Consider the following 19,272-nt stretch of genomic DNA (forward strand, 5'->3'; position numbering starts at 1 on the left):
CAGTAATGGTGTGGAGGGTAAAACCAAGCCGACTATCAGCATTGTGTTTGATAGGATCCATTTTAGCCAAAAGCTTAAATGGATTGCGAAGGGGGGAAGCAGACTTAAGACTCTGATGAGTTGTGAGTTTTTTTATCATTGATACACAAGCCGCCTGATCAGCGGGACAAGTCGAATCGGTGCGCTAGGAATAGTGATGTCTGGTGAGACAGGCCGTATATGGGAAGTAATTGTAGTCAAATTTGGTAGATTGCCTCAGTGCTAGAACGCCAAACCCTGCAATGAAAGTTACCACAATGTTAGAAAATGAACGATGTCCATAGGGCGCACGATACTAGATTGCAAATTAGCATTGTGTCACTTAGCAAGTGATATGAAGTATGCAGGAGCCGTATACGAGGCCCGTACGTACGGTTCTGTGAGAGGGATGAGGCGCAAGCCTCACCCTACTCGATATGTAAATATTGAAGGTGAGGCTGTTGCTATCTGTTGCAGTGATATAGATCTGTTATTATCTTTCTCTTTTTCTATCGGGATAACCATGACATTCAGCAACACCAATGACCTTGTTCAAGCAGTGAGCAATTCTCCTCAAGCTATCGAGTTTAACGACGTTATCGCGCTCGTTGATAGCGCCTTTGCCTTCACGCCAACCGCTTTCACCAATGGCGATGTGTCAAACGATGCAAATCAGAACAACGGCTCATGCAAACTACTCGCACTCGGTCAGTATTTAAACCTTAGTCAAGCACAAACACTGGCCTTGTTCGGGCGATTTTATCGTGAAGACGTACTCAATAACCCCGAAGGTGACGATCACGCCAATATCCGCAATTTTATGGAAACAGGCCATGAAGGCGTGGTATTTGAGGTGTTTCCGTTAGTTGAAGTTAGCAAATAAACGACTTTTCAGTGTGGTTTAAATAGGTGTACTTTGATGAAAGTACACCGTTTGGTTAAACTTAATTTCTCTCACTTAAAATCAATTCATTCGTCTTTGGCAGTATGGCGAAGTCGAACTCACCCAACACATTCATGCCCAACAGGCCATCGGTATCGGGAAGGGCGTCTTCGGGTAAAACAATGGCGGAAACATCATTGAACTCGTATCCCGCAAAGTAAAAGCGCGGTATTTGAACAAGTGGAGCTTCTATCGTTCCCGACGCGGTTCTCACGTTGAAGTTACCAATAAACGTGAGGTTACGCATACGCCCTAATCGAGCAAATAGCCGTGAGGATATTGCGGTGGTACTGGCACCGGTATCTAAAATCATCGTGGCTTTTTGGTTAAGGGCCTTTGTCTCAAGGCGGTATTGATCGCCAATGCGTTCCAAGGTCACGCGGGTTTGATATCGAGCAGTTCCCGGGCTTGTGGGTTCAATTTCGCTATCGTTCGGCGTGGTGTCTGCGCTAGCCATATCACGTATTTCATAGGCTTTATCGCGAATGATATTGGCGTCTCTGTCGTTTAATGGCAGAGCGGCGAGTACATCCTCCATTAGCGTAAGTTTTTGCTGGTAGGCGTACGCTTCGGCCAAATTAAGGGTGTAATGTTTAGCATCGGGTATTCGCTGGTATAAGGGCTCGTTTAGTCGGGCGACTAATTCCCATTGTTCGTCTTGACTGAGTTGAGTTTGCGCCTGCTGATAAAGGGTGGCAATTTTTGTATCGATAAGCGATAGCGTTTCGTTTGAAAGAGGAAGTTCAGCCACGTCGTAATAATGCACGAGCGCCGTGGGGAGGGGCTTTGTTAACTCAATCAGCTCACCTTCTAGCAACAGCAGCGATTCGTTGAACGGGTCATTTTTTAAAAAGTTCGATAGCTCAGTAGCGAGCAACGCGTACTGTCCGTTGTTGAGCAGGGTAGTCAGTGAATCTACATCGTCTTGGTTAAGTTGTGCTGAAGTTGAGCGCCGATCTTCACCTTCACTTGATAGCGTATTAGCGCCGTTAGCATTCAACAATGAGGTGGGAGAACGTCTTTTATGGAAGGGCTCTGCCTTGCCCTTTAGGTGTGCTTCGCTGTCTAACGCTGATTCGTCTTCTAAAAGGTGTTCATAGCTAGCCTCTATCCCATAAGCTGTATCGTTATGCTGCTTTAAGCTAAGCCATAGGTAAACGTTTATGCCTAACGACACACACAGAAATAATGTAAGCAGAACAGCCAGCCATTTTTTCATTATTTTATACACGCCTTTCCGTAAACATCTATAAATTGCTTCGGCATACGCTTTGGTGCGCCAGTATCAAGGCTAACGCATACGAAGGTTGTCACGGCATCAAAAACCGTTTTGTTTCGCTTGGGGCAGATAAACTGGAACTGGCGTTTCAAGGTCAGTTTGTTATCACAATGCACAATCCAAGTGGCGCATTCTAAGATGTCGCCAAGATGAGTTGGCAGATGATAGTTAAGTTCGTGACGCTTAATCACCATGCCTCGGTTTAGCGCCTGGTAATCTGCAAAGTGTAAGCCCAGCGAATTTGAATGTGCCCAAGCCAGATTTTCTACTTGAGACAGGTACGCTACATTATTCACATGCTGATAGTGGTCAATGTGCGTCTCATCTATGTGCCATTGCTGAACGTAGGGATTCTCTAACACCCAGTTTAGGTTAGTGTGGCTCAAATTTTTTCCTTGTTGCTTAAAATTCTCAGTAGAAAGCGGTATAAGTCAGCGATTAGACTAACTCTGTTACACGTTAGGTAAAGGGTTATCTTCAGGCAGCGCTACGTTTGCATCTAATAGCGCCTGCATTAATGCTTTTTCTCGTACCAGCACGGGTTGAATAAAGCTTTGTACGTCGCCCAGCGCTTTAAACGCATTGAAGCCCCGTTCTAAAAATTCATGAAGCGCAAGCAAGCCCGCAAGTTTAGCGGGGCGGCGAGACAGTGAAATCAACATACCGATACCACGAACTTTTATCACATCGGAAAGTTGATCGCCCAAATGTGAAATGATATCGATTTGATGCTTACGGTCGTCCATTCGGCCAACGGCTCGGTAAGCCAATGCGTAATTATCCCGATTAATAGGCTCATCGGGAAAATGTGTTTGAAGGTACTGGGCCATTTCCATGTCTAAATCAAAAGACAGGGCATTTAGCGCTAACGCGTCATCCATCGCATTCATGGCTTTGTCTGGCAACACTTTGGCTAACTTGGGAATGACCCGAACCAAGTCGGCATCTCGCTGGCTGAAATCTTTGGGTCCGTATAGCTCTTCAACGAAGAACCCCATGGCTTTTTGATAGCGACTTTGCGTCGCTAAGTCGTCGTGGGATACTAACAGGCGCTCACATTGCCAGTGTTGCAGTTGATGAATAACTGACATCACCCCTAACTGATTGGCTAAATCGCGAAGGGCATTTACCCTGTGAATATGTTTTGCTATATCTTGCGCCAAGTGAAGCACTCCGTAGTACGTCGTTTTTTATTCATGTCCGTTGTAAACCTAGATTGACCCATGCAAGCACGGCTTTCAAGTGAGATGACAAAGTTTTACTGATATACTCTTGCGCCATCAACTCAGCTTGCTTGTTAATATTTTTTGGACGTAATGAACACCCAACGTAGTCAAATTTCTCCTGAAGACATTGCTATCAAAGATATCACCATTGAAGAAAAAGGCGGCGCACAAATCGCAAACGCTGAAATAGACAATGATGTTCCCACGTTAATCTCATTATTTAATAGCACCTTTGAAGATTACAACACCCGATTGGTGTTAGGTGACGATGAGCCCATTTATATCCCGGCAGGCGACGATACGGGTTACCACCAGATAGTTTTTGCACACGGCTTCTTCTCGAGTGCGTTACACGAAATCGCGCATTGGTGTATTGCCGGTGAGAAGCGCCGACAGCTCGAGGACTACGGCTATTGGTATTGCCCCGATGGGCGAGACGAGGCCCAACAAGCAGACTTTGAAAAAGTGGAAATTAAGCCGCAAGCCATTGAGTGGGCTTTTACAGAAGCCGCCGGCAGAAAGTTTCAGGTAAGTACCGATAATTTGAATGGGGCAGAGCCTGATAGAGAAGGCTTTACGCGAAACGTAGCGGCTCAGCGTGCTCATTACAACGAACACGGCTTTCCCCCACGAGCAAAGCGCTTCATAGAGGCTTTATCGGCAACATTTAACGGTGATAGGCAAGCTAAACCAACAGGAGCAGATGCGGCATGAATGAAACTGGTAGTAGTAGCCCAGCCTTGTTTAAACTTGGGGTTGTGGTAAACCCGTTTGCCGGTATAGGCGGCGCGCTCGCGTTAAAAGGCAGCGATGGTGCTGAAATTCGTGAAAAAGCGCTGGCTATGGGGGCCGAGAAAAAAGCCAATGAAAAAATGGCGAAAGCGCTCAGTATTCTTGAAGCGCTGTCAGGTCAATTTACCGTATTCACAGCGTCCGGTGACATGGGTGAGACGGTGTGTGAATCCTTGGGTGTTTCTTACAAGGTAATCTACGCCTCTGACGCTGAACAAACCGAAGGTGAAGATTCAGAGCGCGCGGCAAAAGCCATGGTAGATGCTCAAGTCGACTTACTGCTATTTGCCGGAGGCGACGGTACCGCGCGCAATATTTGCAGTGTGGTTGGCACTCAAGTACCGGTTTTAGGTGTGCCAGCGGGCTGTAAAATTCACTCAGGCGTTTACTGTGTATCACCAGCGGCAGCGGGGCAGGTAGTAAGCCAAATGATCGCCGGTGAACTAGTAAGCGAAATGGATGCCGAAGTGCGTGATATTGACGAAAACGCGTTTCGCGAAGGGAAAGTTATTGCCAAACACTATGGTGAAATGCGCGTGCCGGCCGAGTTAACTTACGTACAAGCGGTAAAAATGGGCGGCAAAGAAGATGAAGCACTGGTGCTTGATGATATTGCTGCCTATGTAAGCGAGATTATGGATGATGAACCCGATACGTACTTTGTCATGGGGTCAGGCTCCACTGTAGGCGCTGTCATGGAGTTTCTTGGCTTAGACAACACCATGCTAGGTGTGGATGTGGTAAAGCAAGGAGAGTTAATAGCAAGTGACGTTACCGCTGATGAACTTGTTTCATTGACTCAAAACAAACCGACCAAAGTCATTTTAACTGTGATTGGTGGTCAGGGCCATATTTTAGGGCGTGGAAATCAACAGTTAAGCCCGGCTTTTATTCGCCAAATTGGCAAACAAAACATGCTTGTTGTGGCTACAAAGCAAAAGCTACAGGCATTAAACGGCAAACCGCTTCGCTTAGATTCAAGCGACGCCGCGCTTGACGCTGAATTGGCAGGTGCGTTTACGGTTATTACCGGCTACAAAGACAAAGTACTTTGCCAGGCTGTTTAAACGATTGGCGTTTGGTGCGAACCAATTCCATCTCGAATTGAAAATTAAAATATAGAAAACTGATATACAACAACAGGAAGGAGTAAGACGTGTTACCACCTGCTGCAGCCCCTCAAGGGGTAGTGAAAGCTATCGCTGAAATTGAAGCATCACTTGATGACGTGGTGAACCACGGCAGTGACGATGAACTTTTCATTGCAAGTTATTTGCAAGGCCACTTCGCGGTAGAAGCGCGACAGCTAGAAATGCGTGAAGACGCTTCATTGGAATTGTTAAACGAAAAAATGCTATCAAGCCTTGAAAGTGCGTTTAAAAACAATGAACTGGAAAGCGAGGATGCAAAGCAAGTTAAAGCGCTTTGGGCACGACTAGTCGCAATATAATTGCGACCTCTAGCCTTGAGCCTAGACATTTAAATCTCCACGCTCGATATTTTTTCTCTTTTTACAATCCGTTACAGTTTTCAACGTCATAATCCTTTATTAACTGCCAGATTGATTTATCTTTAAGGCAGGCATAGCGCCGCTTTGTGGTATTTAGCACAATTAAAAAGATTAAGGATGACGAAATGAGTGTACTTAAACACCTCACCAAGCGCTTAAAAGTAAGCGTAGGTGTATTGGCAGTAAGTAGCACGCTGGTAAGCTCAGCGTTTGCTAAAAACGACATAAATATCGACTACGAAAAGTTTACTGCCGATAATGGGTTAACCGTAATTGTCCATGAAGACCGCAAGGCGCCAGTGGTAGCTGTGGCGGTATGGTACAAAGTAGGCTCCAAAGATGAGCCTGAGGGTAAATCTGGGTTTGCGCATTTATTTGAACACTTAATGTTCAATGGCACCGAAAATTATGACGACGAATGGTTCGGTCCGCTTCAAGAAGCCGGTGCTACTGGCTTAAACGGCACCACAAATTTTGACCGCACAAATTACTTCCAAACCGTTCCTACTCCAGCCCTTGACCGCATATTGTGGATGGAATCAGATCGCATGGGGCATCTTTTAGGTGCGGTAACACAAGAGAAGTTAGACGAACAGCGTGGCGTTGTACAAAATGAAAAGCGCCAAGGTGAAGATCAGCCTTATGGAAGCGTGTTTACCCACATCTTTGAAGGCTTATTTCCTGTAGGGCATCCTTATCACCACACGGTGATTGGTTCAATGGAAGACCTTAACTCAGCGTCTTTAGACGACGTAAAGGGCTGGTTTAATAAATATTATGGCCCCAATAACGCAATTTTAGTGTTAAGCGGTGATATTAACGCCGAAGAAGCGAAGCCGCTGGTAAACAAGTACTTTGGGGATATTGAGCCGGGTCCTGCGCTATCTAAATGGCAAGCATGGGTGCCGAAACGCAGCGTAAATACCCGTGAAATTATTCAAGACAAAGTGCCTCAATCACGTATTTATCGCCTTTGGGTGTCGCCTGAGAATACATCTTCAACCGCAACTGATTTGTTTATTGCTGCAAGCGCGTTAGGTGACGGCAAAAATTCTCGTCTTTATAAAGAACTGGTTTACGACCAACAAATCGCAACCAATGCTTCAGTGTTCAATTACGAGCTGCAAATGGCATCAATTTTTGGCGTTACGGTTGACGTGAAAGACGGCGTTGACGTGGCTAAAGTGGAAAAAGAAATCGACAAAGTCATTAGTGAGTTTTTGCGTAAAGGTCCAAGTAAAGATGAAGTCAAATTGGTGTCGACTAAACGTCGAGCTTCAATTATTCGTGGTCTTGAAGAAGTGGGTGGTTTCGGCGGTAAAGCCGATACGCTTGCTACTGGTGAATTTATTGCTGGCGATCCTAATTACTTTAAAACCGAATTAGATGAGCTGGGACAGGCAACACCTAAAGGCGTTAAAGCGGCAGCGAATAAATGGCTAAAAGAAGGGTGGCACCAAATTACGGTTGTACCTTTCATTGAGCATGCAGCCGTTGCTGAAGGTGTTGATCGCAGTTCAGGTTTGCCATCAATTGATAGAGAAACACAGTTAAGCTTCCCTGACGTTACGGAAACTACGCTTTCTAACGGCGTTAATGTGGTGTTTGCAAAACGCTCGACGGTTCCACTGGTGAATGTAGCGGTGCAATTTGACGCAGGCTACGCCGCTGACGCAGGTGGCAAGCTGGGCCTTGCAAGCTTTACCACGCAGATGCTCGACGAAGGCGCGGGTAAATACGATGCCTTAGAACTAGCAGCAGAGCTTGAACAGTTAGGAACCAATTTAAACGCTGGCTCAAATTTAGATACCACGACAGTTGGCATGTCGATGCTAACGGAAAATATGGAACTTTCTTTGGAACTTCTCGGTGATATCTTAAAATCACCTACGTTTAAAGAAGAAGAGATTGAACGTCAACGTGCGCTTATTTTGAGTAATATAGCACAGCAAAAAACTCGCCCTGTAAGTATTGCCCTTACTTTGCTTCCACCGCTTATCTATGGTGATGACCATGCCTATGGTATTCCATTTACCGGTACCGGAACCGAGCAAGACGTGAAGGCAATTACGCGAAGCGACTTGGTTAACTTTAAGAATACATGGCTTCGCCCTGATAACGCGACTATATTTGTTGTTGGCGACACCACATTAGACGCGATTAAGCCAATGCTCGAAAAAGAGTTTGGCAAATGGAAAGTTGCAGGTGACAAGGGCACCAAGCAAATTGCCCAAGCATCAATGCCTGATCAAGGCCAAGCAATTATTATCGACCGTCCTGGAGCACAGCAGTCTCTTATACTTGCTGCGCATTTAGCACCACCGACTGGTGCTGAAAACAATATTGCCATCAAGGCCATGAATTTAACCTTAGGTGGCGCTTTTACTGCTCGCATTAATATGAACTTACGTGAAGATAAAAGCTGGTCTTATGGTGCGTACACTTTCTTACAAGATGCTCGAGGTCGACGTCCATTTATGGTTTATGCTCCGGTTCAAACCGATAAAACAGGCCCGTCGTTGCTAGAACTTAAGAAAGAGCTTAATGCCTACATAGGTGATAAGCCGCCAATGGCACAGGAACTTGAACGAGCACGACTTGATGAAGTTCGCTCACTGCCAGGTCAGTTTGAGACAGCCAATGCGGTGCTGTACAGCCTATTGTCGAGTGAAAGGTTCAACAGACAATACAACTACCCAGAGTCTTTGGTCGAAAAGTACAACAGCTTGTCTTTAGGTGACCTCAGTAAAGCGGCTGAAGAAGTATTGCACCCAGATAAACTAACGTGGATCATCATCGGCGATGCTGAAAAAATCAAAGCAGAAGTTGAAGCTGCAGAGCTTGGTCCTGTCAGTGTACAAAGTATGAATTCACTGTAACGACCTAAACCTTAAATTGAATTTTAGGGCCGAAAATAATCGGCCCTTTTTTCTTACTCACTTTCACTAAATTCATCGAAAGCACGCAGAGCGTCTGCCGCGTACATGAACGAGGGGCCGCCACCCATGTATACAGACATACCGCAGACTTCTTCAATTTCAGCTCTTGTTGCACCTAAATGAACCAGCGCTTTAGCGTGAAAACCAATACAGCCATCGCACCTTGTCGCTATACCAATAGCAAGAGCAAGGAGCTCTTTTGTTTTTTTATCCAGTGCGCCGTCGGCAGTCGCTGCTTTAGCCATAGCCGAAAAGCCTTTCATTACTTCAGGTACACCTTTTTTCACCTCTGCAAGATAAGGATTAAGGCCTTCTGTGATTTCTTTGTAGGATTTAGACATGATGACTCCTTTTTGTTGTCGGTATGGTTATTTACCGTGTTATCAGATAAACAGCAATTATTGTGCAAACCGAAGAATAGATTACATGATTCAAATCAATAAAAACGGTAAGCTAGGTCAATATATGCACCTTTGGTAGAATGGATAAGCTAAAAGGGATCATCTAATATTGCGAACGTATATCTTCGTCTTTTCTTTTTCTAGTAAGAGCATGTTTCTTTGCAAAATATAACGCGTTATCGGCTCCTGTTTCGCCACTTTCTACTATGTGCATTCGTTTATTTGGTGAGTGCCCCACACGCTTATTCCTCGAATTCCGACAAGCTTATGAACGAATACTCCGTCGAGCTGCTTACCGCTGACGATGGTTTTGTTTCTTCTGAGATATATTCCATTATTCAGGACCGCCAAGGCTTTTTGTGGTTCGGTACAGCTGAAAACGGCGTAATGCGCTACGACGGTCGGCAGGTCAAGCTTTTCGAGTCTAACGCAGAGCAAATAAACACTTTATCTCATGATGACGCTGGCAACCTGATGTTAGACAAAGACGGTAACATATGGGTAGGAACTTGGGGAGGCGGCGTTAATAAGTACAACCCAAAGACCGGTATATTTCAGCGCTTTTTACACGTTCCAGGCGACAAAACAACACTCTCTTCTAATCGAATTCAATCGTTACTTCACGATACAAATGGCGACATTTGGCTTGGTACTTACGATCAGGGTTTGAATAAGTATCTTGGCGAGAACGCATTTCAGCGGGTTAAAAAAACAGAGGGTAATTCAGCGGGTTTATCGCATAATCGTATTTGGGATATGCTTGATAATGACGAAAATAGCTTGTGGGTAGCAACCAGTTTCGGCTTGAACTTACTGAACAAAGAAACCTTAACAGCAACCCACTTCTTCCCGGATAAAGACAACAATACCGCCACGGGCGCCAATGAAATACGAAGCCTGCTTTTAACCACATCAAACCAATTTTTTGTTGCTACACAAGATGGGCCTTTTCTTTTTCTTCCACAAGGCGGGGAGTTTATTCCGCAAACCACGAGCGATGGAAAAGAGATAGGCCAAGTGAACTCTATGCTTGAAGACAGTGAAGGGAGTGTGTGGTTTGTAACGACAAACGGTTTATATCGCCATACAGACACTGGCAACGTGGTCGAGAAAATGGATTTTGGCTACACAAATGGCCTGAGGATCATATTTGAAGACCACACCGGTACGAAATGGATAACGAGTGAAGTTCACGGCATTTTTAAGTTGTCTCCACGACGCACAGTGAAGCTTATTAATAGCGATGCGCTTGTTGCCCCTAATGGGATTGAGCTCGATGAAAATGGCGATGTACTCATTGTTACTGCCAAAGCAGAGATTTACACATGGCGTGTAAACGAGCAGCGCTTAGAAAAAAACGCTTCTTCGATTTTTGCTTCCTTTGATGGGTATGCTGAAAGTGGGGTGATAGAACGACCTATAGTCGTCCAAGACGATAACGATACCCTGTGGGTTGCGCAGGACAACTACCTAGCGAGATTAAATCGTCAAACAGGCGAAGTAACACGTATAGAGTACCCTAAATCAGACAATAGTTATCGTCGGTTTCAGGAGTTTAGAGCATTGGCAGTAGATGATAATGGCGATTTGTGGGTAGGTACCTACAAAAATGGCGTGTATATCTATCGCATCAGTGACAATAGTTTTGAGCACTTAACGCAAGCACAAGGTTTATCTCACCCTGAAATTCATATTCTTTTTAAAGATAGTGCTGGCAAAATGTGGGTTGGCACGGGCAAAGGCGTCAGCGTGTGGCCTCGTAATGGCAACAAGTTTGTTACTTATTCTGCCGATGTGGCGCGAGAAAACAGCCTATTAGGTAACATAATTGAAGATATACACGAAAGCCAAAGTGGGCAGATATGGATCGCTACACAAAAAGGGTTAAATCTTTATTTACCGAGTACCAATACGTTTCAGCAATTCAATGAACAGCACGGGCTACCGACACCGCTTATTCGCGGGCTAGCGGACGGTGAAAATGGCACCTTGTGGCTTACGACTAACAAGGGAATATTTCTCTATGATCCCGAAACTCAAAAAGCGACCAACTATAATAGTAAAACCGAGTTAGCAGGAAAAAATTACTACTCAAACAGCTTGCTTAACGCGGCTCAAAATACCTATTTTACCAGCAGCCAGCGGGGAATAGAGTATTTTAACTATCAGAAGGGGCAGCGGGAAGTTCGCGATTCAAATATAGTGCTGACAGGTTTTAATAAAATGGGCCAAGAAATACGGCTTAGTAAACCGCTATCCTATGTCACCGATATCTACCTTTCATATACAGACTATTTCTTCTCCTTAGAGTTTGCTTTACTGGATTTTTCAGCGTCGCAAAAACCGCACTTTGCCTACAAACTGGAAGGTTATGACGAGCAGTGGATAGATACGGGAGACCACAATAAGGTTTCCTTTACCAATTTAAACGGTGGTACCTACACATTGTTAGTAAGAGCAATGAAGCCAAATGGAGAGTGGGGCGAAAATCATCTGTACGTGAACTTACACGTAGCTACGGTTCCTTGGAAAACGTGGTGGGCATACACACTATATTGCGCCTTACTTATTGGCGTAATAATACTGGTAGTGTATTTGCGCACCCGGTTACACCAAACGGAAATAACCAAACAGAAGCGCTTTGTTCATGCGCTTGAACAACAGGTTTCAGAAAAAACTGCATCCCTCGAAGCACAGGCCCACAACCTTAAAAACGCGCTGGAAAAAGCTGAAGAAGCAACCAAGCTAAAATCAGAATTTCTTGCCAATATGAGTCACGAGATAAGAACACCGATGAACGGTGTTATTGGTATGCTCGACTTGCTTAAGAAAAGTGACTTAACCGTTGAACAAGGGCAACGGGTTAACATAGCGAGTTCAAGCGCCAGCTCTCTGCTAGTACTTATCAATGACATTTTAGACTTTTCAAAAATAGAAGCTAACAAGCTTGAAATTGAATCGGTTGATTTTGATTTGCGAAGTTTAATCGAGACCTTGGCGCAATCTATTGCGCACACGGCTCAGTTAAAAGGTTTAGCGGTTATTGTTGATGTTTCTAAAGTCGACGCATCAAAAGTTAACTCCGACCCCACACGAATTCAGCAAATTCTCACTAACTTATTAAGCAACGCAGTGAAGTTTACCGAGCAAGGCGAATTGAGTATTACCGCAGCACTATTACCTTCAAAAAATGAAGGGCAATATGTACTGCGCTGCGCTGTCAAAGACACGGGTATAGGCATAGAGCCGCGTAAGCTAGCACAGTTGTTCGAAGCGTTTACGCAAGTCGATGCATCGACGACAAGGCGCTATGGCGGAACTGGACTTGGTTTATCAATTACCAAAAAGCTTTGTGAACTGTTAGGTGGTGATGTAAAGGCCTCTAGCGAAGTAGGAAAGGGAAGCTGCTTTGAAGTTATTTTTGAAGTGAACAAGGTTAATGACGCTAAAAGCGTGGCGCCTTCAGATGTTGCCCCGCATACACACTGCCTAATAGTTGACAGCAACGTTTCAAATAGAGAAGTCCTGAAACGCCAGTTAAATGTTTGGGGTGTAGAAACTTCAGTGGCAGATTCATCCAAAGGTGCGCTTGCACACTGTAAGGCCAGTTTGAAGTCTTCATCGCCAATCACTTTAGTTATTATCGACAATAAAATGCCAGATATGTGCGGTAAAGACTTTGCTATGGCGCTTTTTGAAGAACCAAGATTTGCCGATATTCGGATAGTGGTAATGACTGAACTTCAAGATATCGAAAGTGCGCAGCACTTTAGAACACGAGGGATCGCATCAATTTTCCCGAAACCCCTCACCACCGAGAATCTTAGACACATCTTGGCCAAGGTCCCCAACGAAATAGAACATAAGGCTGATGATTTTGGGCGCAGTGCGCCTGTAGAGGAGGCCAGCCATAACGCTACACCTCACAATTCGCCTGAGGGTTTGCGGGTACTGTTAGTTGAGGATAACGCGATAAATCAGCTAGTAGCAACAACGATACTCGAAGGTGAAGGGCTCACAGTAGATGTGGCAAACAACGGTAAAGAGGCCTTAGCGTTTTTACAGCAGCCGCAACAGGCAAAGCCTTATTCACTCGTGGTTATGGACTGCCAAATGCCTGAAATGGATGGTTTTGAAACAACAAAGCATATAAGAAGTGGGGCAGCCGGTGCGCACTATCAAAGCATACCTATTGTGGCTATTACTGCTAACGCTATGCAAAGTGATAAAGATAAGTGCCTTCAGTCGGGCATGAACGACTTTCTTACTAAACCTATTGACCAAGAGAAAGTAATCCTCACGTTACAAAAGTGGCTAGCTTAAAATAATAAGAACACTCCTCAAATCATAAAAATACGTTAATATGCAACATGTATTTAACAAGTTGTGAGAGCGTTAATGCTAAATCGTGCATCAAAACCCTTTGTAAAACTCGTCGAAAGATATCTTCCCGACCCCTATATTTTCGTTTTATTGTTAACGCTCATAACGCTTGTCTTTGCGGTGGTCATTCAAGATCAATCTCCACTTGCCACAGTTCAACAGTGGGGAGATGGATTCTGGGGGCTGCTAACCTTTTCAATGCAAATGCTCTTAGTGTTAGTAACCGGATTTATGCTGGCATGCACGCCGCTAGTCAAGACACTGCTGGAAAACCTCGCCCGTTTAGCTAAAAGCCCAGGAAGCGCTATTGTACTGGTTACTTTAGTGTCGCTTACAGCCAGTTGGATAAACTGGGGCTTCGGGCTAGTGGTAGGCGCGTTGTTCGCCAAAGCACTTGCAAGAAAAGTGTCGGTAGATTATCGACTATTGGTGGCGAGCGCATATTCAGGTTTTATCGTATGGCATGGCGGCTTGGCGGGCTCTGTACCGTTAACTATTGCAACACCGGGCCATTTTTCAGAGGCACAAATAGGCGTAATTGGTACCAGCGAGACTATTTTTAGTGGCTTCAACTTACTGTTGTTGGTAATTATGTTTGTAGTTATTCCCCTTGTGAATCGTTTAATGCTACCTCCTAAATCTGAAAGCGTGATTGTTGATAGCACAAAGCTACAAGACGATGTTTTACCTTCATCAGCAAACGAAAGACCCGCTGATAGACTCGAAAACAGCAAAGCTCTTGGTTTACTTGTCGGTTTCGCTGGGCTTGCTTATCTTACGAACTATTTTATTTCTGGCGGCGGGTTAAACCTAAACATCGTTAATACGCTATTTCTTTTTCTTGCTATTGTCCTTCATGGTACGCCACGTAATGTATTACATAGCTTGCAGCAAGCCGTTCAGGGCGGCAGCGGGATTGTAATACAGTTTCCGTTTTACGCGGGGATCATGGCGGTTATGGTGCAATCTGGATTAGCTCAGAGCATGTCAGAATGGCTAATTAGTTTTGCATCTGCAGAGTCGTTGCCCGTGTGGAGTTTTATAAGTGCAGGCATTGTAAATATTTTCGTACCCTCGGGAGGAGGACAGTGGGCGGTGCAAGCCCCTGTAATCCTACCCGCTGCTGCTGAACTGGGTGCGCAAGTTAATAGGGTAGCAATGGCGGTGGCATGGGGCGATGCCTGGACGAACTTAATTCAGCCGTTTTGGGCATTACCCGTACTTGCCATAGCGGGCTTAAAAGCCAAAGATATAATGGGTTTTTGCTTAGTTCAGCTTATCGTAACTGGCGTTATTATTTCCTTGGTTTTACGATTTGTGTGAAGAAGCTTTGCGTTAGCCGTTGTAGTGTTATATGAAAAAGGGCATGTTTAGTAACTAATGCACTACCACCGTTGATTTAAGTGCCTTGTGCGGTGGTGCTTATACTATCTCAAACATTATAGTCTTTCATATTTAACGTGTTGCGAATGCTGGGAATGCACTCTTCTGGATTGTGATTAACATACAAGAGAGTACTGGTGCCAGCCTTAGCCAATTTATCAATAAGCTTAAGCGCTTTTTGCCGATTGAAGTCGTCTAAACCGTTGCAGGGTTCATCTAATATAAGCAGTGCAGGGTGTTTTACCATAGACCTCGCTATAAGCACTAATCGCTGATCGCCAAACGATAGCGACTGAAACGGTGTGTTCTTCTTCTGTTGTAAACCCAGAACAGCAAGCCATTGTCCTGCTACGTTTCGCTCAGCAACGTTGGGCGGGTGTATAGACCAATGCTGTCGTGAAAGCCTGATATGATTACATGTTCAACACTTGCGTTTACTTTGTATTGCATGTGCAGCGAATTCGACATAATGCCAATGTGCTTCTTAATATCCCATATGCTTTCGCCAGTTCCCCGTTTTATGCCAAACATTGTTAAGTCATTGGTATAACAATGGGAATTATCACCAGTAAACATTTGAAGCAAACAGGTTTTACCTGACCCGTTCGGGCCCGTTATCTGCCAATGGTCATTTTTATTAAGCGTAAAGTTAAGCTTTTCAAATACAGTGCGTTCATCGAAACGCACAAAGCCGTCATTCAGCTGAATTAAGGTATGGGGTAGTGCATCAAGCTCACTGTTCTGCTTATTGTGATTTTGGTCCTTGCGGTTTGTGTCATTAGCGTTAAGCGCTGCAGGTACATCGATATCATCAGACTCTAGCGCAAACCACGTACTTAATTCTGAGCGCAAGTCATCATAATTAAGTGCGCCGTCAGATTTCCACGTAATAGCAAGATCATCCATAACAATGAGTTGTGCATGAAGGCCCTCAGGAATGTCTGCAAGCTTGTTGGCGGTCAACGCCAGTGCGGCTTGTTGTTGAGAAACAAGAAAGCGACTAAATGCGTTAATCGCTTCAACATCTAAGCCTTCGAAAGGTTCATCAAGCAAAATAATTGCGGCATCGCTCAACCACGCCAGCATGATAATTACCTTGCGGGTTTCACCTGTTGAAAGTGAAAGAAACGCATTATCTAGCAAATGCTCAATTCTAAGAGCGGAGGTTAGCTCGTTGTAATAAAGGTGATTTTGATAATCCTCATTGGTGCGTAAGAATAACTCTCGAACTTTTGTTGGCTCAGCGATTACGTCTAAAATATCCGCACTGTCTTTTTGTTTTTCTTCTTCAATTAACGCTTGTTGTTTAACAACCGATATTTCTGCAACAACCGAACTACTCTCGCGAACACCGCTTTCTACTTTACCGTTACCCGCAAGCGCAGAAATTAGAAGCGACTTCCCGCTACTATTTCTACCTGCAATAAGGTAGTGCGAGGGTGGTTTTTCATTATTTAGTGTTAACGAAAATGCAGGGGTAATATATTGGTTAGAAAGCTTTGTTTGAAATTCAGAAAGATACAGCATTAATGATCGCGAGTGGATAAGAAGTAGAACTATTGTGAAGTTTTCTGTTTATGTGTCAATGTTGAATAAGGCTTCAGCACCTCGCTTTGCTACCGAATTCCACAACGATAACTATCTAACCGCAAGGCGGCTTAAACACAAATTGTAAAATTTACGGCTATTTTCTAACCTTTTCCCGTAAGAATCTTACTGAAAAGCTGAATTACCTACACATAATAATTCTGTTATCTAAACCTTGTCATTTCCTGTTCGTTAGAATAATTAATGTATTTCAATGGTTTGTGTCTTCTCTTATTGCTTGGCACTTGTTTTGCGACCTTATGTATGTGTGTATTTTCAAGGAAAGGAACAATGGAAACCGAACAACGAGCCATCAAGCATACTGTTCAATTGCGCAATAGTAATCAATTGGGAGCGAATTCTTCAGGTCGCGTCTCAGCGCCTAAAAAGCGAACTTCTAGCATAACGAAAAGACTCATTATCGCTGCTGCTTCTTTCTGGTTACCCTTGGTAGGTGTTGCCTCGACCGTTTCCACTTCAACGCCTAGAGCATTGGAAGAGGCTAGTACTGCTTCTGCCTTACAAGCACAGTTAAAGCAAATGAAAAGTGCCTATGCTTTTTATTCCTCTATCGCCCAGCAAGGTGGCTGGAAAGCCTTAAATGAAGACTTACTTCTTAAAAATGGCGCGTTAAGAAAAGCTGCTGCTGATGAAACGCCCATTTACAGTGAAGAGCGGGCTCAAGCAATAACTGCATTGGTCTCTCGTTTGGGCAGAGAATACCCCTCAATAAATACAAACTGTACTCATGCATTAACAGCAGTTAACTCCGCGCCATGCGTTTTCAATAAAGACGTTGAAAACGCTGTGAAAGATTTTCAACGCCGTCACGGCCTTCTAGTAGATGGTGTAGTTGGAAGAAAAACCCTTGCAGCGCTAAATGTGACAGCAAAAAAGAAAGCGCAGCAACTAGCGCTAAACATTACGCGCTTGGAAATGTTTGAAGAAAAAGACAGTGACGCTTATGTGTTAGTTAATATTCCCGAGTTCCGTCTTCGATATATTAGTAACGGTAAAGTAAAAGCCACTAAAGACGTGGTAGTAGGTAAGCCAAGCTGGGCGACGCCTTCATTTAGCGATCACATAGAAAAATTTGTAGTTAACCCAGAATGGCGTATCCCGATTTCTATTGCCACGAAAGAAATAGCACCAAAAGTGGCGGATAACCCAAACTACTTAGAAGAAAACAACATTGTTATTCGCAAAGACAGTTTTGTTGATGATGAGTTGGTTGACCCCAATACGATTGATTGGGAAGACATGAAGCCTTATCAGTTCGACCATTTTTTAGTAAAGCTCCCCAACGAAAAAAATCCGTTAGGCAAGGTTAAATACCTTTTTCCAAACCGACACGCTGTATACGTGCACGATACCCCTTATCAGCAATGGTTCAAAGAAACGAACAGAGCCGCCTCTCACGGTTGCATTCGATTAGAAGACCCTTTTTCTTTAGCCCAACTTATAGCGGAAGAGCAGGGCGTAGATAGCTTAATGGATAATGTTATTTCGGCTCGCGAGCTAAGTCAGTCTAAAACCTTTCACCTTGAAGAGCCTTTGCCTATTCATTTGGTGTACTGGACCGCGTGGGCCGATGAAAACGGTAAGGCTAACTTTAGAAACGATATTTATCAGCGCGATAGACGCGATGCCGAAGCGCTAACGCAGGTAGCGTCTTTGTGAAAATAGGGTAAGTGATGATGGTAACAAAAGATATGAAGATGATAGTGAGCACCTTAAAAGCTTCGGTAGTGGCCCTAGTAATGCTCTCGACCGCGCAAAACGTAAATGCGAAATCCGTCGAAATGGTTCAGGGTAAAGCTTCTCAAACGGCCGCTCGTGCTGCGCCACATGAGCCAGTTGTAGTTGAAAACAAAGCTCACTTAGAAGACGCGGAGTTTAGTTTAAAAATTGATAATATTGTGGTGCCTTACAACGCTTTCTCGCTATTTGTATTGCCTGAAGAGGTTACCGAGCTAGAAATTATTTATCCACAACCGGACAAAACCTATCAGTTGTTTGAAAACGGTGTAATGGTTGAAAAATCCGAGTCTATGACATGGCATTGGCAGGCGAAAGATGTCCCTGGTGAGCAGCGCCTAGAAATAAGAAGCGAAGACGGACAGGTCAATATGTCGTTAAATGTGTTTGTTATGGTTCCTGCCGAGGAAGTCCAAGGCGGACGATTAAAGTATTATCATATCGGGCCTTATCCAGATGAAAGTGAAATTAAAAACAAAGATGTTTATGTTGAACCTGAAGGGTTTATTGAAGTAACAGAAGAAAACCAAGAGCTACTTTTATCTCCTCATTTCAAGTTAAAGGAGTTCACCAGTAAACAGCGCTCTGGCTACCCTAAGTTTGTATATCTTCGCCCGTCTCTGCTGTTAAAGCTGGAAATGCTTAGAAGAGAGATGAACATGAACAGTATCAATGTATCGAACATGGTGATCATGAGCGGTTACAGGACTCCCCAGTACAACAAAGCTATCGGCAACGTTAAATTTAGCCGACATGTCTATGGCGATGCCGCCGACGTTTTTGTAGATAATGACGGTAACTACAGAATGGACGACCTAAACAAAGACGGCGCGGTAAGTATCAAAGATGCTGACGTTATGGCTAGAATGATAGCCGAGCTTAATAAACGTAGTGAATATAAAGGCTTAATTGGCGGTCTAGGGGTATACGGCCCAAAACCTCACCGGGGGCCGTTTATTCACGTTGATACCCGAGGGATCAAAGCGCGATGGAGAAAGCCTTAAGCTCAGCAAATCTAAGGGACTGTTCAACCGTTTAAATATAAAGCTGAAT

General features: G+C 44.3%; 13 protein-coding genes and 1 pseudogene. 9 read left to right on the forward strand and 5 right to left on the reverse strand.

Features of this window, described 5'->3' with window-relative positions; all coding sequences use genetic code 11:
* The first annotated feature begins 541 nt into the window (after positions 1–541).
* Entirely contained in the window at positions 542–901 is a 360-nt protein-coding gene (locus tag ACX5J7_RS18115) for a HopJ type III effector protein (RefSeq protein ID WP_278384559.1), read from the forward strand.
* Between the two features lie 61 nt (positions 902–962).
* Here the strand turns inward: ACX5J7_RS18115 and ACX5J7_RS18120 are convergent, their stop codons facing one another.
* From ACX5J7_RS18120 to ACX5J7_RS18130, 3 genes are all read right to left on the reverse strand, one after another.
* A complete protein-coding gene (locus ACX5J7_RS18120; protein ID WP_278384558.1) occupies positions 963–2,180 on the reverse strand; it encodes a retropepsin-like aspartic protease family protein in 1,218 nt (405 codons plus the stop codon).
* Entirely contained in the window at positions 2,180–2,626 is a 447-nt protein-coding gene (locus ACX5J7_RS18125) for an acyl-CoA thioesterase (RefSeq protein ID WP_020743873.1), read from the reverse strand. Before ACX5J7_RS18125 ends, ACX5J7_RS18120 begins: the two co-directional genes overlap by 1 nt.
* A gap of 66 nt (positions 2,627–2,692) precedes the next feature.
* The gene (locus ACX5J7_RS18130; RefSeq protein ID WP_020743872.1) at positions 2,693–3,403 is read right to left on the reverse strand and encodes a DUF8198 family protein; all 711 of its coding nucleotides are present in this window, start codon (positions 3,401–3,403) and stop codon (positions 2,693–2,695) included.
* Positions 3,404–3,556: 153 nt separating this feature from the next.
* On the opposite strand from ACX5J7_RS18130, the gene ACX5J7_RS18135 reads away from it, so the two are divergent.
* The 4 genes from ACX5J7_RS18135 to ACX5J7_RS18150 all read left to right on the forward strand — a co-directional run bounded on the left by ACX5J7_RS18135 (position 3,557) and on the right by ACX5J7_RS18150 (position 8,647).
* The gene (locus ACX5J7_RS18135) at positions 3,557–4,180 is read left to right on the forward strand and encodes an elongation factor P hydroxylase (protein ID WP_015067547.1); all 624 of its coding nucleotides are present in this window, start codon (positions 3,557–3,559) and stop codon (positions 4,178–4,180) included.
* Positions 4,177–5,325 carry an ATP-NAD kinase family protein gene (locus tag ACX5J7_RS18140; protein ID WP_474371764.1) on the forward strand — a complete coding sequence of 383 codons (1,149 nt, stop codon included), beginning with the start codon at positions 4,177–4,179 and terminating at the stop codon, positions 5,323–5,325. Before ACX5J7_RS18135 ends, ACX5J7_RS18140 begins: the two co-directional genes overlap by 4 nt.
* An 89-nt stretch (positions 5,326–5,414) precedes the next feature.
* Positions 5,415–5,708: a YfcL family protein gene (locus ACX5J7_RS18145; protein ID WP_012518866.1), complete on the forward strand. Its 294-nt coding sequence runs from the start codon at positions 5,415–5,417 to the stop codon at positions 5,706–5,708.
* 185 nt (positions 5,709–5,893) lie between these two features.
* Entirely contained in the window at positions 5,894–8,647 is a 2,754-nt protein-coding gene (locus ACX5J7_RS18150) for a M16 family metallopeptidase (protein ID WP_474371763.1), read from the forward strand.
* A 53-nt stretch (positions 8,648–8,700) separates the two neighbouring features.
* Here ACX5J7_RS18150 and ACX5J7_RS18155 read toward each other — a convergent pair whose 3' ends face one another.
* Positions 8,701–9,048, reverse strand: coding sequence for a carboxymuconolactone decarboxylase family protein (locus ACX5J7_RS18155; RefSeq protein WP_012518864.1), 348 nt, complete (start codon positions 9,046–9,048; stop codon positions 8,701–8,703).
* A gap of 327 nt (positions 9,049–9,375) precedes the next feature.
* Here ACX5J7_RS18155 and ACX5J7_RS18160 point away from each other — a divergent pair, with 327 nt between their 5' ends.
* Together ACX5J7_RS18160 and ACX5J7_RS18165 are read left to right on the forward strand one after the other, a co-directional pair.
* A complete protein-coding gene (locus tag ACX5J7_RS18160) occupies positions 9,376–13,431 on the forward strand; it encodes a hybrid sensor histidine kinase/response regulator (RefSeq protein ID WP_498707775.1) in 4,056 nt (1,351 codons plus the stop codon).
* A gap of 75 nt (positions 13,432–13,506) precedes the next feature.
* Positions 13,507–14,814, forward strand: coding sequence for a short-chain fatty acid transporter (locus tag ACX5J7_RS18165; protein WP_020743868.1), 1,308 nt, complete (start codon positions 13,507–13,509; stop codon positions 14,812–14,814).
* A 109-nt stretch (positions 14,815–14,923) separates the two neighbouring features.
* Here ACX5J7_RS18165 and ACX5J7_RS18170 read toward each other — a convergent pair.
* Positions 14,924–16,434, reverse strand: a pseudogene (locus tag ACX5J7_RS18170) (ATP-binding cassette domain-containing protein).
* 318 nt (positions 16,435–16,752) lie between these two features.
* Here ACX5J7_RS18170 and ACX5J7_RS18175 point away from each other — a divergent pair.
* Both ACX5J7_RS18175 and ACX5J7_RS18180 read left to right on the forward strand, forming a co-directional pair.
* Positions 16,753–18,141: a L,D-transpeptidase family protein gene (locus tag ACX5J7_RS18175; RefSeq protein ID WP_498707776.1), complete on the forward strand. Its 1,389-nt coding sequence runs from the start codon at positions 16,753–16,755 to the stop codon at positions 18,139–18,141.
* A 14-nt stretch (positions 18,142–18,155) separates the two neighbouring features.
* Positions 18,156–19,223: a YcbK family protein gene (locus ACX5J7_RS18180; RefSeq protein ID WP_498707777.1), complete on the forward strand. Its 1,068-nt coding sequence runs from the start codon at positions 18,156–18,158 to the stop codon at positions 19,221–19,223.
* Positions 19,224–19,272: the final 49 nt, after the last annotated feature.

It is taken from the genome of Alteromonas infernus (assembly GCF_902705815.1).